12 protein-coding genes are annotated in these 12,868 nt (G+C 65.7%); 4 read left to right on the top strand and 8 right to left on the bottom strand.

The window, feature by feature from the left end; all coding sequences use genetic code 11:
- Nucleotides 1–47 precede the first annotated feature (47 nt).
- Nucleotides 48–1,925 (top strand): cytochrome b/b6 domain-containing protein, encoded by a 1,878-nt coding sequence (locus AC20117_RS23800; RefSeq protein WP_236777443.1) that lies wholly within the window; start codon nucleotides 48–50, stop codon nucleotides 1,923–1,925.
- Nucleotides 1,926–2,011: 86 nt separating this feature from the next.
- Here AC20117_RS23800 and AC20117_RS04710 read toward each other — a convergent pair whose 3' ends face one another.
- From AC20117_RS04710 to AC20117_RS04700, 3 genes are read right to left on the bottom strand one after another with little or no spacing between them, the layout of a single operon-like run.
- Nucleotides 2,012–3,202, bottom strand: coding sequence for an acetyl-CoA acetyltransferase (locus AC20117_RS04710; protein WP_074700768.1), 1,191 nt, complete (start codon nucleotides 3,200–3,202; stop codon nucleotides 2,012–2,014).
- Entirely contained in the window at nucleotides 3,199–3,915 is a 717-nt protein-coding gene (locus AC20117_RS04705) for a CoA transferase subunit B (RefSeq protein WP_074700769.1), read from the bottom strand. The genes AC20117_RS04710 and AC20117_RS04705 overlap by 4 nt, the downstream gene beginning before the upstream one ends.
- 35 nt (nucleotides 3,916–3,950) lie before the next feature.
- Nucleotides 3,951–4,667, bottom strand: coding sequence for a CoA transferase subunit A (locus AC20117_RS04700; RefSeq protein ID WP_074700770.1), 717 nt, complete (start codon nucleotides 4,665–4,667; stop codon nucleotides 3,951–3,953).
- Nucleotides 4,668–4,844: 177 nt separating this feature from the next.
- Here AC20117_RS04700 and AC20117_RS04695 point away from each other — a divergent pair, with 177 nt between their 5' ends.
- Nucleotides 4,845–5,633, top strand: a complete 789-nt coding sequence (locus tag AC20117_RS04695; RefSeq protein WP_074700771.1) for an IclR family transcriptional regulator — start codon at nucleotides 4,845–4,847, stop codon at nucleotides 5,631–5,633.
- 49 nt (nucleotides 5,634–5,682) lie between these two features.
- Here AC20117_RS04695 and AC20117_RS04690 read toward each other — a convergent pair whose 3' ends face one another.
- The 5 genes from AC20117_RS04690 to AC20117_RS04670 form a co-directional block, all read right to left on the bottom strand.
- Nucleotides 5,683–6,780 (bottom strand): hypothetical protein, encoded by a 1,098-nt coding sequence (locus AC20117_RS04690; protein ID WP_074700772.1) that lies wholly within the window; start codon nucleotides 6,778–6,780, stop codon nucleotides 5,683–5,685.
- 97 nt (nucleotides 6,781–6,877) lie between these two features.
- Nucleotides 6,878–8,191, bottom strand: coding sequence for a dihydrolipoamide acetyltransferase family protein (locus AC20117_RS04685; protein ID WP_074700773.1), 1,314 nt, complete (start codon nucleotides 8,189–8,191; stop codon nucleotides 6,878–6,880).
- A gap of 9 nt (nucleotides 8,192–8,200) precedes the next feature.
- On the bottom strand, nucleotides 8,201–9,193 hold the full coding sequence (locus AC20117_RS04680; RefSeq protein ID WP_074703214.1) for an alpha-ketoacid dehydrogenase subunit beta: 993 nt from the start codon (nucleotides 9,191–9,193) through the stop codon (nucleotides 8,201–8,203).
- 29 nt (nucleotides 9,194–9,222) lie between these two features.
- Nucleotides 9,223–10,317 carry a pyruvate dehydrogenase (acetyl-transferring) E1 component subunit alpha gene (gene pdhA / locus AC20117_RS04675; RefSeq protein WP_074700774.1) on the bottom strand — a complete coding sequence of 365 codons (1,095 nt, stop codon included), beginning with the start codon at nucleotides 10,315–10,317 and terminating at the stop codon, nucleotides 9,223–9,225.
- 44 nt (nucleotides 10,318–10,361) lie between these two features.
- On the bottom strand, nucleotides 10,362–10,847 hold the full coding sequence (locus tag AC20117_RS04670) for a CBS domain-containing protein (protein WP_211482302.1): 486 nt from the start codon (nucleotides 10,845–10,847) through the stop codon (nucleotides 10,362–10,364).
- A gap of 253 nt (nucleotides 10,848–11,100) precedes the next feature.
- Between AC20117_RS04670 and AC20117_RS04665 the strand changes: the two genes are divergently transcribed.
- Nucleotides 11,101–11,784: a hypothetical protein gene (locus AC20117_RS04665; RefSeq protein WP_074700775.1), complete on the top strand. Its 684-nt coding sequence runs from the start codon at nucleotides 11,101–11,103 to the stop codon at nucleotides 11,782–11,784.
- A 21-nt stretch (nucleotides 11,785–11,805) separates the two neighbouring features.
- The gene (locus tag AC20117_RS04660) at nucleotides 11,806–12,864 is read left to right on the top strand and encodes a Gfo/Idh/MocA family protein (protein ID WP_074700776.1); all 1,059 of its coding nucleotides are present in this window, start codon (nucleotides 11,806–11,808) and stop codon (nucleotides 12,862–12,864) included.
- The last annotated feature ends 4 nt before the right edge of the window (nucleotides 12,865–12,868 follow it).

Genomic DNA, 12,868 nt, shown 5'->3' with positions numbered 1-12,868 from the left:
GCCGGATCTGCTGCACCTGATTGACCGTCCCGGAGGCGAGAGACACGATGACCAACGAGAACAGCGCGGCTGACCCTGCCCCGCGCCGTCAGCGCATGGCCGGATACCGTCCGCCGGCACAGGCGACGCAGCAGGATCAGCAGTCTGCCGCAGCCGACGACGTCGACGCCGCCAGCACAGTCCCCGCCGCGGCTGGGAGTTCTGCGGTACCGGCTGCGCCAGTCTCGGAGGCACCGGAGCAGGCTCCGAGTCAGGCCTCGGTCCAGTCCGCAGCCCCCGATGTGCAGGCGGCACCGCGCGCGGCGTCGCCTGCACAGGACGCGGCTGCCGCGCCGTCGCAGGTGACACAGGCCGCGGCGGCCGCTCCGGCGAAGAGGCAGCGGATGGGCGGCTATCGGCCCTTGCCGCAGGAGGAAAAGGGCGGGAATGACAGCGGATCTGCTGCTCAGGTCTCGGAGCCGCCGAAGACACCCCAGCCAACGGCCCCGGTGCGCAAGCAGCGCATGGGGGTCCAGCCGGCTGCTTCCACCAATGCAGCACCTCCGGATGCGGCACCCGCCGATGAACCACCTGCCGCTCCCGTGCGGAAGCAGCGCATGGGCGTCCAGCCACCCGCCTCCACCGATGCACCGCCTGATGCGCCAGCTCGGAAGCAGCGGATGGGGTCGGCGCCATCGACTTCCGGGCAGGAACCGGTTCCGGCGCCATCAGGAAAGACCCGTATGGGAGCATCCCCGGCGCCGGCCGCATCACCCGAAGTCAAACCCGTCACCGCTGGCGGCACCCGCCAGCGCATGGGCGCTACCCAAGGGCAGGGAACCGCAGCGGCCAAGAGCCCGACTCCTGCCCAAGGCGATTCTGCCCCGCCGGCCCGCTCGCGGATGGGATCACCGGCGCCGGCGCCGCCTTCGACACCGGCGGCCACGCCGACCGGTGTGGCTGCCCGGAGCGGTTCCGGATTAACGCCGCTGACAACCTCGGGCCGGCCCGCCCCGACTGGCGGAGCCAAGCAGACGGGAAAACGCCCGGCGTGGGTGAGGCCGGTGGTGGTGACCGCCGTCGTGCTGGTGTTGGCTCTGCTGGCGGTGTTTGGTTCCCGCTGGTTGCGGAGCATGGAGCCGGTGCAGGAGTTCATTGCGACCTACGACGGGCATGCGTCCCAGCCGGATAGTGCCCCGGTCGGGTTGCCGGCATGGTTGGGCTGGCAGCACTTCCTCAACATGTTTTTCATTGTGCTGATCGTCCGGACGGGCCTGCAGGTGCGCACCGAGCGCAAGCCGCCCGGGTACTGGACCGCAAAGAAGGACTCGTTCTTCTCGCCGAAGGGCAATACCACGAAGAAGGTCTCCCTGTCCCAGTGGCTGCACCAGAGCCTGGACGTGCTCTGGGTGCTCAACGGGCTGGTCTTTATCGTGCTGCTGTTGGCCACCGGGCAGTGGATGCGGATCGTGCCGACCAGCTGGGACATTTTCCCGAATATGCTCTCGGCCGGTATCCAGTACGTCTCGCTGGACTGGCCGACGGAGAACGGGTGGGTGCATTACAACGCGCTGCAGGTGATGACGTATTTCATCACCGTGTTCATTGCTGCCCCGCTGGCGATCATTTCCGGTATCCGGATCTCCACCTGGTGGCCGGAGCAGGCCGCCGGGCTCAACAAGGCGTACCCGGTGGAGTGGGCCCGGGCGGTCCATTTCCCGGTGATGCTCTACTTCGTGGCGTTCACCGTCGTGCACGTGTTCCTGGTCTTCTTTACCGGGGCCCTGCGCAACCTGAACCACATGTACACCTCGCGCGACGTCGTGGACTGGTGGGGGCTGATCATCTTCGCGGTTTCCCTGCTGGTTATCGTGGCCGCGTGGTTTCTGACGAAACCGCTCTTCACCACACCCATCGCCGCCCGGATGGGCAAAGTCTCCAAGTAAAGACAAGTAGATGAGGCGCCAAGAGCCGCCATCCCAGGTGTGCAAAGCGGGAGGGCGGCTCTTACCTTTGGCAAACGCCCCGGATCCTATACCGCTTCGAGGACGCTGACGTAGTTGGCGATGGCGAGGCCGCCCATGTTGTGTACGGCGGCGCGGCGGGCGCCGGGCAGTTGCATTTCGCCGGCGGTGCCGCTGAGCTGCATGGCTGTGACGACGTGCTGGGAGACGCCGGTGGCTCCGACGGGGTGGCCCTTGGCCTTGAGCCCGCCGGAGAGGTTCACGGGCAGTTTGCCGTCCCGGTAGACCCAGCCTTCTTCGATGGCGCGGCGGCCTTCGCCGGCCGGGGTGAGGCCCATGACTTCGTACATGATCAGTTCTGCGATGGTGAAGCAGTCGTGCACTTCGGCGAAGTCCAGCCCGTCCAGACCGGTACCGGCCATGGCCAGGGCGCGCTGCCAGGCCGCGACGCTGCCGGCGAATGCGGTGGGATCGCGCTTTTCCACGGGCATGAAGTCATTGGCGTGGCCGAATCCTGTGAGCCGGACCGGTGCAGTGGCCGACGACGACGGCGCGGGGCCGGTTGTGAGCACGAGGGCGGCGGCGCCGTCGGAGACGGGGGAGCAGTCGGTGCGGCGCAGCGGGTCGGCGACCATCGGGTTCTTGTCCGAGACGGTCCGGCAGAACTCTTCGCCGAGATCCTTGCGCAGTTGGGCGTAGGGATTCAGCACGCCGTTGCGGTGGTTCTTCGCGGCGATCGAGCCGAGCACGTCGCCTGCCGGGCCGTAGCGTTTCTCGTAGTGCTTGGCGGTCTCGGCGAACAGTCCGGCGAAGCCGGTGGTGGAGGACTTGCCGGCCATGTCGTAGTCGGCGCCGAGCAGTGCCGCTCCGACCACGTCCGGTCCGGCCTGGGTCATCTTTTCGGCCCCGATGACCAGCACGTTTCTGGCGGTGCCGGCCAGCAGCGACTTGGCGCCCTGTTGCACGGCTGCGGAGCCGGAAGCGCAGGCGTTTTCCACCCGCGTTGCGGGGACGTTGGCCAGGTCGTCGGAGACCTGCAGGGCCAGCGACGAGGCGAAGCCCAGGGGCAGCATGCCGGAGTTGAACTGGCCCAGGTAGATCTCGTCGATCTGTCCCGGTTCCAGTCCGGCGTTGGCGATGGCTTCGCGGGAGACCTGGACGATCAGGGATTCCAGCGTCTCGTCGGTCAGTTTGCCGAACCGGGAGTGCCCCCAGCCGGTGAGCAGAATGTCCTTGCCGAACTGTTCCTGCAAGCTCATCGCTGTGCTCCTTCCAAGGCAGCAGCCAGTTCCGTCTCGAGCGCGGGGGCTACCGTGAAAGGTGCCTCGGTCTTCTCCCGGACCTCTTCAAGGGTGATCCCGGGGGCCAGTTGCGTCAGTACCAGTGCCGGGCTGCCGCCGTCGTTGTTTGCGGTATCGTCGCCGTCGTTAGTGATGTCGAAGACGGCCAGATCGGTGATGATGCGGTTGACTACGCGGACGCCGGTGAGCGGCAGCGAGCATTCGTTGACGATCTTGGCTGTGCCGTCCTTGGCCACGTGGTCGGTCAGCACCACCACACGCGGTGTGCCGGCCACCAGGTCCATGGCGCCGCCCATGCCTTTGACCATCTTGCCGGGAATGGTCCAGTTGGCCAGGTCGCCGGCGCCGGAGACCTCCATAGCGCCGAGGATGGCGACCTTCACGTGCCCGCCGCGGATCATGCCGAAGGACGTGGCGGAGTCGAAGATCGACCCGCCGGGCAGCACGGTGACGGTTTGCTTGCCGGCGTTGATCAGGTCCGCGTCTTCCTCGCCCTCATAGGGGAACGGGCCCATGCCGAGCAGTCCGTTCTCGCTTTGCAGCACCACGCGCACGCCTTCAGGCAGGTTGTTTGCCACCAGGGTGGGGATGCCGATTCCGAGGTTGACGTAGTCGCCGTCGTTGAGTTCGGTGGCAGCGATGGCGGCCATCTCGTCTCGTGTCCAAGCCATGGTTTTCTCCTTAAGTTTCGTATCCGGTGGTCTGCTCAGGCGCCGACGGCGGCGGGCCGCGGGCGGACGGTGAGCTTTTCGATGTCCTTGCTGCGTCCGCTGGCCTGGACGAGGTGCTGGACGTAGACGCCCGGGGTGACGATGTGGTTCGGGTCCAGCTGGCCGGGTTCGACGATGACCTCGGCCTCGGCGATGGTGACACGGCCGGCAGTGGCTACCACCGGGTTGAAGTTGCGGGCGGTGTAGCGGTAGATCAGGTTGCCGTCAGTGTCCGCGGTGTGCGCGTGGACCAGGGCCAGGTCGGCGACGATGCCGCGTTCCTGGACGTACAGTTCGCCGTCGAACTCTTCATGCGGCTTGCCCTCGGCGATCTGCGTGCCGACGCCGGTCTTGGTGTAGAACGCGGGGATGCCGGCACCGCCGGCGCGCAGCCGTTCGGCCAGCGTGCCCTGGGGGTTGAACTCCACTTCCAGGGTCCCGGCGAGGAACTGCTCGGCAAAGAGTTTGTTTTCACCCACGTAGGAGGCGAGGACTTTACGGACCTGGCCGGACTCGATCAGCACACCCAGCCCCTTGTCGTCGATGCCCATGTTGTTGGAAACGACGGTGAGGTCCTTGACGCCGGAGTCGCGGACGGCATCGATCAGGTCGGCCGGGATGCCGCTGAGCCCGAAACCGCCCACGGCGATGGTCATTCCGTCATGCAGTGCACCTTCCAATGCCGCCGCGGGTCCTGCTGCCAGTTTGGACATGCTTCCTCCTCGTTGAGTGTCTGGCGCACGGTACGCCTTGATGTCCATCTTGTGGACAAGTGGTTTACCTGCAGGCTAGCGGGGCTTCGGAGGGGGCGTCAAGAGGGGGAATCGGCCTGTATTCACACTATGGACACGCTGAAGTAGAGTGTCCATATTGTGGATTGAGGGAGTGAAATGGCAGAAAAAACGGTGCAGGGGGCGCAAGTGGTCGGGCGGGTGGCCCAGTTGCTGCGCATTGTTGGGCGCTCCCCGGAAGGAGGTGCGGCGCTTCCGGCGATCGTCGAGGCATCGGGGCTGACACGGCCCACGGTCTACCGGCTGCTGAACTCGCTGGCGGCCGAGGGGCTGCTGGATCACCATGCCGAGACGGGCACGTGGCATTTGGGCCCCGAGATCTATGTCCTCGGAGCCGTCGCCGCCAACCGGTACGCCATAGAGGACCTGGCCCGGCCTAGCCTGCAACGCTTGGCAGACGAAACCGGCGAGAGCGCATTCCTTTCCATTAGGCGTGGCGACGAAACGGTCTGTCTGTTGCGCGTCGAAGGCAGCTTTCCGGTGCGTTCGTTCGTTCTGCATGAAGGCGTCCGCTTTCCGCTGGGAGTTGCCTCGGCCGGACTGGCCATCATGGCCTTCCTCCCGGAAGCGGAGGTGGACCGGTTGCTTGACGACGGCGGTGCGCGCGCCGCGCGCTTCGGCCCCGCCCATACCGCAGAACGGATCCGGGCGAACCTGGAAGCTACCCGTCGCAACGGCTACACAGTGAACCCAGGGCTCATCCTCGAGGGCAGCTGGGGCATGGGTGCCGCGGTTTTCGACCGCCAGGGCAACCCGGCCTGGGCTCTGTCCCTCACCGGCATCGAGCAGCGGTTCCGCCCGGAACGGCAGGAATTCCTCGGCAAACTTCTGCTTGAGGAGGCGCACAAGATCACCCAGCAACTGGGCGAGCACGTCAGTGCGCGCTGAGCGTTTGATGCTCGCGGCCGGTACAGACCTTAAAGCTCTTGCGTTGGCATCAGGCGGCCAGCCGGTCAGGTTCTGTGTCTTCCCAAACGTCGAGGACGCAGCGCCGCAGTGCGGTTGGAACGCTGATGTCCTGTCCGATGACGATCAGACCCAACTCTTGGAGATACTTCAGACGCCGTCCCACCTCGGCGTAGAACTCCGCTGTTTCCGGAGTTGTACCGCCCGGTATCAGCGCACCCGGATTGGTCAGAATCAGCCCGGACACCGACCCTGTCGTTTCGGCCGCATGTGCAAGGATGCGGCCGATAGTCTGACCTACGGAAAGCTCGTCGCTGTAAGGAGAGCTGTCGCGACCGAACTCATTTTCAAAGCATGCGTAAACGAGAGTTTCGAGAAGGGCCAGACGGTCGGGATTGTCCCCGTTGCTGAAGGTATTCCGAATATCTGCCAATCGTTCTGCTGAGCCTTGGGTTGGGGTGAGGCCCAGATTTGCAAGGATATTGAACCTGACTTGTGCTGAGTTTTCGTCGGGAGCGTCCTGATCGAACAATGTGACTGATGCCCAGAATGCCTGGCGCCAAGTGGGGACGGAATCACTGTGCAATTGTGCATCCACGGCTGCGAGCAGGTTTCGTGCCTTCTTCACGAGAGGCGTTTCTTCGAGGAACTTCAACTGCTCTGTTGGGTCAAGCTCGGACCATTCGAAACCGCGGCTCGGTCCGACGGCCTCGAATGCGATATGCGCCCGGTGATAGTAGCTTCGCAGGTCCTCCAACTGTCGGGTGGTTCCTGTCCAACGACCAGTCTGCTCTAAGAAGTTGGTATACAGCGACATAGAGCTCACAAACGGAATGAAGAGGAAATCATCTCCCTCGGCGATCTCATCAACACACAAGCAAATGGCGGCCTCAAGCGGGAGCGCGCGGAACGAAGTGCAACTGGAGCGTGGCTGGAGCTTCCGGTGGAAACCCAGAACCATCTTGACGAACTCCAAAACGTAATGGCTCTCGTGATCCGTTGCGTCCTTACCTAGCCAATCGGTATATGCCGGGGCCAACGCATCAATCTCGGCTTCGCGGCTTGGGATCTGGCGGCGGGGCTTATTCGGACGGGTGTTTTTGGAGCGGCGCTTCTTGCTTCGTCCCACGTTGGTGCCTTTCGTCGTGAAGGGTGGTCTGGTTCGTCCACCTTCCCCCGCTACGACAATGCACCGCTATCCCGCACTTCCAGACTGTGGACAACTGCTAAAGGAGGATGCGCAGGGGTTCCTCCAGCGTCTGTTTGAGGTCCCGAAGGAACGCGGCCGCGGTCGCGCCGTCCAGCACCCGGTGGTCAGCGGTCATGGTCAGCTTCATGATCCGTCTGCTCTGCAGCGTCCCGTCCTGCACGAACGGTTCCTCAGTAGCGGCACCTACGGCCAGGATGGCTGCCTCGGGCGGGTTGATCACTGCGGTGAAGTTATCGATTCCGAACATGCCCAGGTTGCTGATAGTGAACGTGCCGCCTCTGAATTCATCGCGCTTGAGCTTGCCGGCGCGGGCCTTCTCCGCCAGTTCCCGTGTCTCCGCAGCAAGCTCGTCCAGGGGTTTGGCATCCGCATCCCTGACGACGGGGACAATGAGTCCGTTTTCGATGGCGACGGCGACGCCGATGTGCGTGCGGCGGTGCTGCAGGATTTTATCTCCTGCCCAGGAGGAGTTGACCTGCGGGTGCGCATGCAGGGTGACGGCGCAGGCCCTCACCAGTAGGTCGGTCACGCTGACCTTGATTCCGGAGTCCGCATAGCGCTGGTTGACTTCCTGCCGGAACGCGAACAGGCGGTCTACGCCCACAACGTTGGTTAGGAAGAAGTGGGGAGCGCCAGCGCTTTCGGTCAACCGGCGGGCCGTGGCCTTGCGCATCTGCGTCAGGGGCACATCAACGGAGTCGGCGCCCGTATCCGTCTGGTTGGGCGCTGCTGCTGGCCGTGGAGCTTCAGTTGGGCTGGGTTGGGCCGGCTGCCCTGCTTGGGCGCCCTGGTCCGTCTTCTCGGTTCGCCCTTCGCCCGCTGCCGCCGCGGCCTCGACGTCGGCGCGGACTATCCGGCCGCCTGGGCCGGTGCCCGTGAGGGTGGCCGGGTCAATGCCGTGCTCGGCGGCGATTCTGCGGGCAAGGGGAGAGGTCAAGACTCGGCCGCCGGATGTTGGTTTGGCCGGCTCCTTCGGTGCTGCTGGTGCCGCGGATGGTGCGGGCGCTGCGGATTCGCGGGGTGCTGCCGGTGCCTCGGCCGCCGTCGTACTTTGTGTTGTTGAAGTGCCGGGTGCCTCCCCGCCTCCGGTTCCGCTCCCGCCGCCGATGATCGCTACCGCTTCACCGATGGCTACGGTGGTGCCCTCGGGAACGAGAAGCTTCTCCAGGACGCCGTCCTCGAACACCTCCAGGTCCATGGTGGCCTTGTCGGTGTCGATCTCGCCGATCACATCGCCCTGATGGACTGTGTCGCCCTCCTTTTTGAGCCAGCGGCTGATGACACCTTCTTCCATGGTGTCGGACAGGCGCGGCATGAATACTTCCGGCATGGCTGGCTCCTATCGGGAGAAACTGGTGTCGTCGAGGACTTCGCGGATGACCCGGACCAGGTCGCTGGCGTCCGGTAGCGCCGCCAGTTCCAGGGCCTTGGCGTAGGGCAGCGGCACTTCGGCGGCTGCCACGCGCCTGACCGGGGCGTCCAGATAATCGAACGCGCCCTCCATGAGGGAAGCGGAGATCTCTGCGCCGATGCCGTAGCTGAGCCAGTCGTCCTCCAGCACGACGGCCCGGCTGGTCTTGCGCACCGAGGCACAGAATGTTTCCCGGTCCAGCGGCCGCAGGCTCCGCAGATCCACCACCTCGACAGAGATGCCTTCGTCCTCCAGTTGCCGGGCGGTTTCCAACGCGATGACCGTGCCGCGGGAGTAGGTGATGACGGTCAGATCGCTGCCTTCCTTGACCACGGCCGCCTTGCCGATTTCGGCGACCTGCTCGCCGTCGGGCACTTCGCCCTTGGTGTTGTAGAGGGAGAGGTTCTCCAGGAAGATGACCGGGTCGTCGTCGCGGATGGCTGCGGTGAGCAGGGCCTTCGCGTCGGCAGGGGTAGCCGGAGCCACTACTTTCAGTCCCGGCACATGCGCGTACCAGACCTCCAGGTTCTGCGAATGCGTGGCCGCCAGTTGCTGGCCGCCGCCGCCCGGGAACCGGATCACCATGGGCACCGGTGTCTGGCCGCCGAACATGCCGTAGATTTTGGCCGCGTGGTTCACGATCTGGTCGATCGCGATCAGGCTGAAGTTCAGCGTCATGATTTCGACCACCGGGCGCATGCCCAGCATCGCCGCTCCAATGGCCGCTCCCACGAAGCCTTCTTCCGCGATCGGAGTATCCCTGACCCGTTCCGGACCGAATTCCTTCAACAGGCCGGCGGTGATTTTGTAGGACCCTTCGAAGATGCCGATCTCCTCGCCGAGCAGGATCACGTTTTCGTCCCGCGTCAGTTCCGCGCGGAGCGTGTCGTTGAGGGCCTGCCGGTAGCTGGTGGTGGGCATTCCGTCTCCTGTGCTGGCTCCGGTGATGGTCATAGCCGCGGCTCCCGGGCCGCAGCCGGCTGGCCGGGCAAGGCCCGCGGAGCATTCGCCACCGGAGTGGCGTAGGCGAAGTCGAAAAGCTCGTCGGGTGTGGGCGCCGGGCTGGATTCGGCAAAAGCGACGGCGGACGCTACCTTTTCCGCAGCGTCGTCCTCTAGCAGCACTGCCTGCTCCTCTGTCAGTAGGCCCGCGGCGAGCAACTGCGCCCGGAACGCTGGCACCGGATCCGCGGCCTGGGCCTCCTCCACCTCCGCGGCCGAGCGGTACCGTGCAGGATCCACCACCGAGTGGCCGCGCAACCGGTAGCTCATGACCTCCAGGAGCCCCGGCTGGCGATCGATCCGGGCACGATCCAGCGCCGCAGTCGCCGCTTCCCGCACCGCAACGACGTCGTTGCCGTCCACGCGTTCGCCGGGGATCCGGTAGGAAGCGCCGCGTTTGTAGAGCAGAGGCTCGCCGGAGGCCGCCTCCACCGTGGTGCCCATGCCAAGCCGGTTGTTCACCACCACGTAGACAATGGGCAGATGCCAGACGGCGGCGAGGTTCAGTGACTCGTGGAACGCGCCGATGTTGGTGGTGCCGTCGCCCATCTGGCACATCACCGCTTCGGCGTCCGGCCCGGGCTTGCCCCGGTAGGTCAGCGCCAGCGCGGCGCCGGTGGCCGGCGGCAGCTGCCCGCCGACGATGCCGTAGCCGCCCAGCAGCCGGGTCTGGGTATCGAACATGTGCATCGAGCCGCCGCGGCCCTTGGAAACTCCGGTGGACTTGCCGAATAACTCGGCCATAACGCGCCCGGGATCCATCCCGCGGGAGAGGGCATAGCCGTGGTCCCGGTAGTTTGTGAAGAGGTAATCCTTCTCCCGCAGAGCCGCCATAAGCCCGACGACGGTGGCCTCCTCGCCGAGGTTGAGGTGGCAGTAACCGCCGATTTTGGCCCGCTTGTACATCTGGTCCGCGGTGAGCTCGAACTTCCGGATCAGGACCATTTCGCGGTAGTACCCGATGAGCACCTCAGGCGGTTCAGCCCCGGGGAATGATCCTGCCGCCTGGGACCCGGCTGTTGCCGCGGCTGCCTGGTCAGTCATCGCTTACCTCCATCTCCTGGATCTGGTTCAGCGCAGGGACCGGTTCAGGGGCCCGGCGGCTGCTCGTGCAGGACGAACCTCTCGCTGTCCGCCCCGCATTTGGGGCAGGCCTTGGGCGGGTGTTCGCCCCGGACCGGTTCACCGCAAGCGCCGCAGACCCACTCGGTTGCCAGCAGCGCCACGATGTCCGCGCGGCTGACGATGCCGACCAGGCGCCCGTTCTCCAGGACCGGAACTCGAACGATCCACTGGTTGACCAGCAGCTGCCGGATCTCCGAGATGGCGGTATCCGTAGTCACGCTGATCACGGAGCTAGTCATGACCTGGGCCGCGGTGACGCCCGGAGTCGCCAGCAGGTCGTACTCGCTGACCAGCCCGACCACATGCTGCTCATCATCCACTACCGGCACGGCGCTGATGCGGTGTTGGCCTAGCAGCTGGACGACGTCTTCGATCAGTGTTTCGGCGACAACGCTGATGACCGGCGTTGTCATGATGTCGCGTGCGGTTACCGGGGCATGGGAATCCACCAGCAAGCCACCTTCCTGGACCGTGCGGCCTAGGCCGCAGACAGATCCGATCGGCCGGGACGGGGAATGCCTCGCTGCGCTTCCCCTGACCTTCAGCCTAGCCAGCCGCCTGCGTTTGGCAAGGGGCCGATGTAGGTTGTGCGTGCCGCCCGAGGCGCATGCCGGCGTATATTTCCTCCCAATAGGACATTTCGACCGGCCGGCGGACAGGCGGGCCTCGTGCAACACGTGGCGGTGGCGGAAGGAGCTGGAATTGGAACAGCTAAGTACGACGGCGGGACGCGGCTTTGCGCTCCTGTTCCGCGGAATCAAAGCGCTTCGCCCGCAGCGCCCCATCCACCTGGAAGGGGTCAGCCTCACCGGGGCGATCGACAGGCTTCCGCCAGGGCGGCGAAGCGGCATTTCCTGGCTTGATACTGCTGGTACCGTTCGCGTCCAGGCGAGGCTGTCGCGGTCGATCGGCCTGCCCGGGCCGCTGCCGGATATCGTGGGGCTGGCCCTGCGGATCCAAGCTGGATCGGAATCCTTCGATGTGCTGCTCGCGTCCACGGGGATGTCCGGAGCCAGCCGTTTCATCCTGACGCCGCACAGGTTCGCGTCGGAAGCAGATTTCACCACCTTGATGCCGTACCAAGGCAACCGAGGGCCTGTCCTGCTGGCGGCCCGGCCGCTGGACTCCGCGCTCAGGCTCCCCGCGAGACCGGAGGCCTTCCGGCAGGCACTCGGAGACCGCGTCTGGACGCTGTGGCTTTACCATTCGGCACTCCGCGGATCATGGACCCGGTTCGCCACCATGTCCTTGTCGCTTGATCCTACGCAGCAGGACACGGACCGGCGGTTCGACCCGCTGCTGCATCCGTTGCCCGGCGCCGGCACCTACCGGTGGACCAGGAATCTGCGCGAGCCCTCCTACACAACGGCCCGGGAGCCGCGCTAACGGAGCTCCTTTCCCCGTAAGATGGCGCTCGTGACCGACGCTCAACTACTCCGCACCGCAGTCATCGGCTTCGGCCTCTCCGGCCGGGTCTTTCATACGCCGTTCCTCGAAGCCAGCGGCGACTACTCGCTGGACTTCATCGTCACCGGCAATCCGGAACGCGCCGCCCTGGCCCGGGCAACCTATCCGGATGCGGAAGTCCTCGCCGGCACGCCGGAGCTGTTCGATCGCGCCGCCGACCTGGACCTGGTGGTCATCGGGACCCCGCCGGCCAGCCACTTCGCGCTCGCAGGCACCGCGCTGGAGCTCGGGCTGAATGTCGTAGTGGACAAGCCGTTCGTTCCCACGTCTGCCGAGGGCGAGGCTCTGATCGAGAAGGCGCGGCAGGCCGGCGTCGTGCTTTCGGTCTTCCAAAACCGGCGCTGGGACTCGGATTTCCTCACCCTGAAGAAACTGATCGACGACGGCGGACTCGGCCAGGTGCATCTCTTTGAGTCGCGTTTTGAGCGGTGGAAGCCGGCGGGCCTGCGGGCGTGGAAGGCGACGGCCGGACTCGCCGAGGGCGGCGGCATCCTCTCGGATCTCGGCTCGCACCTGATCGACCAGGCGCTGCAGCTGTTCGGTCCCGTGGCCACGGTCTACGGCGAGACGACCCGGCATACCGGCGCGGGTGTCTCGGAAGCGGACGAGGACGCGTTTGTGTCCCTGCTGCATGAATCCGGGGTGCGCTCGCGGCTGTCCATGAACCTGATCTCCGGGCTGCCGGCGCCGCGCTTCCACGTGCTCGGGGCAAAGGCCGCCTTCACGAAGTGGGGGATGGACGGGCAGGAAGCAGCGCTCGACGGCGGCCTGCTGCCTTCCGCGGCAGGGTACGGCGAGGAGCCGGAAGAGACCTGGGGGACCATCGGTGTGCCCGGCGATGTGCGGGCGGTCAAAGCCGAGCGCGGGGCCTACCCGGAGTTCTACCGGCAGCTGGCGGCAAGCATCACCGCCGGCGCGCCGGTGCCGGTGGACCCGGCGGAGTCACTCGCCGTCGTCAGGATTATTGAGGAGGTCCACCGGCAGAACCAGACGCGCTAGGACA

Source organism: Arthrobacter crystallopoietes, from assembly GCF_002849715.1.
In the GTDB taxonomy this organism is placed as follows: Bacteria; Actinomycetota; Actinomycetes; order Actinomycetales; family Micrococcaceae; genus Crystallibacter; species Crystallibacter crystallopoietes.
Note: the sequence above shows the minus strand (reverse complement) of the source record. Positions and strands in the feature narration are given on the sequence as shown.

Bases quoted from the DNA above. Each gene is read 5' to 3' on its own strand.
- AC20117_RS23800 (WP_236777443.1), top strand. From the start codon at position 48: ATGACCAACGAGAACAGCGCGGCTGACCCTGCCCCGCGCCGTCAGCGC.
- AC20117_RS04710 (WP_074700768.1), bottom strand. From the start codon at position 3,202: ATGAGCTTGCAGGAACAGTTCGGCAAGGACATTCTGCTCACCGGCTGG.
- AC20117_RS04705 (WP_074700769.1), bottom strand. From the start codon at position 3,915: ATGGCTTGGACACGAGACGAGATGGCCGCCATCGCTGCCACCGAACTC.
- AC20117_RS04700 (WP_074700770.1), bottom strand. From the start codon at position 4,667: ATGTCCAAACTGGCAGCAGGACCCGCGGCGGCATTGGAAGGTGCACTG.
- AC20117_RS04695 (WP_074700771.1), top strand. From the start codon at position 4,845: ATGGCAGAAAAAACGGTGCAGGGGGCGCAAGTGGTCGGGCGGGTGGCC.
- AC20117_RS04685 (WP_074700773.1), bottom strand. From the start codon at position 8,191: ATGCCGGAAGTATTCATGCCGCGCCTGTCCGACACCATGGAAGAAGGT.
- AC20117_RS04680 (WP_074703214.1), bottom strand. From the start codon at position 9,193: ATGCCCACCACCAGCTACCGGCAGGCCCTCAACGACACGCTCCGCGCG.
- pdhA (WP_074700774.1), bottom strand. From the start codon at position 10,317: ATGACTGACCAGGCAGCCGCGGCAACAGCCGGGTCCCAGGCGGCAGGA.
- AC20117_RS04660 (WP_074700776.1), top strand. From the start codon at position 11,806: ATGGCGCTCGTGACCGACGCTCAACTACTCCGCACCGCAGTCATCGGC.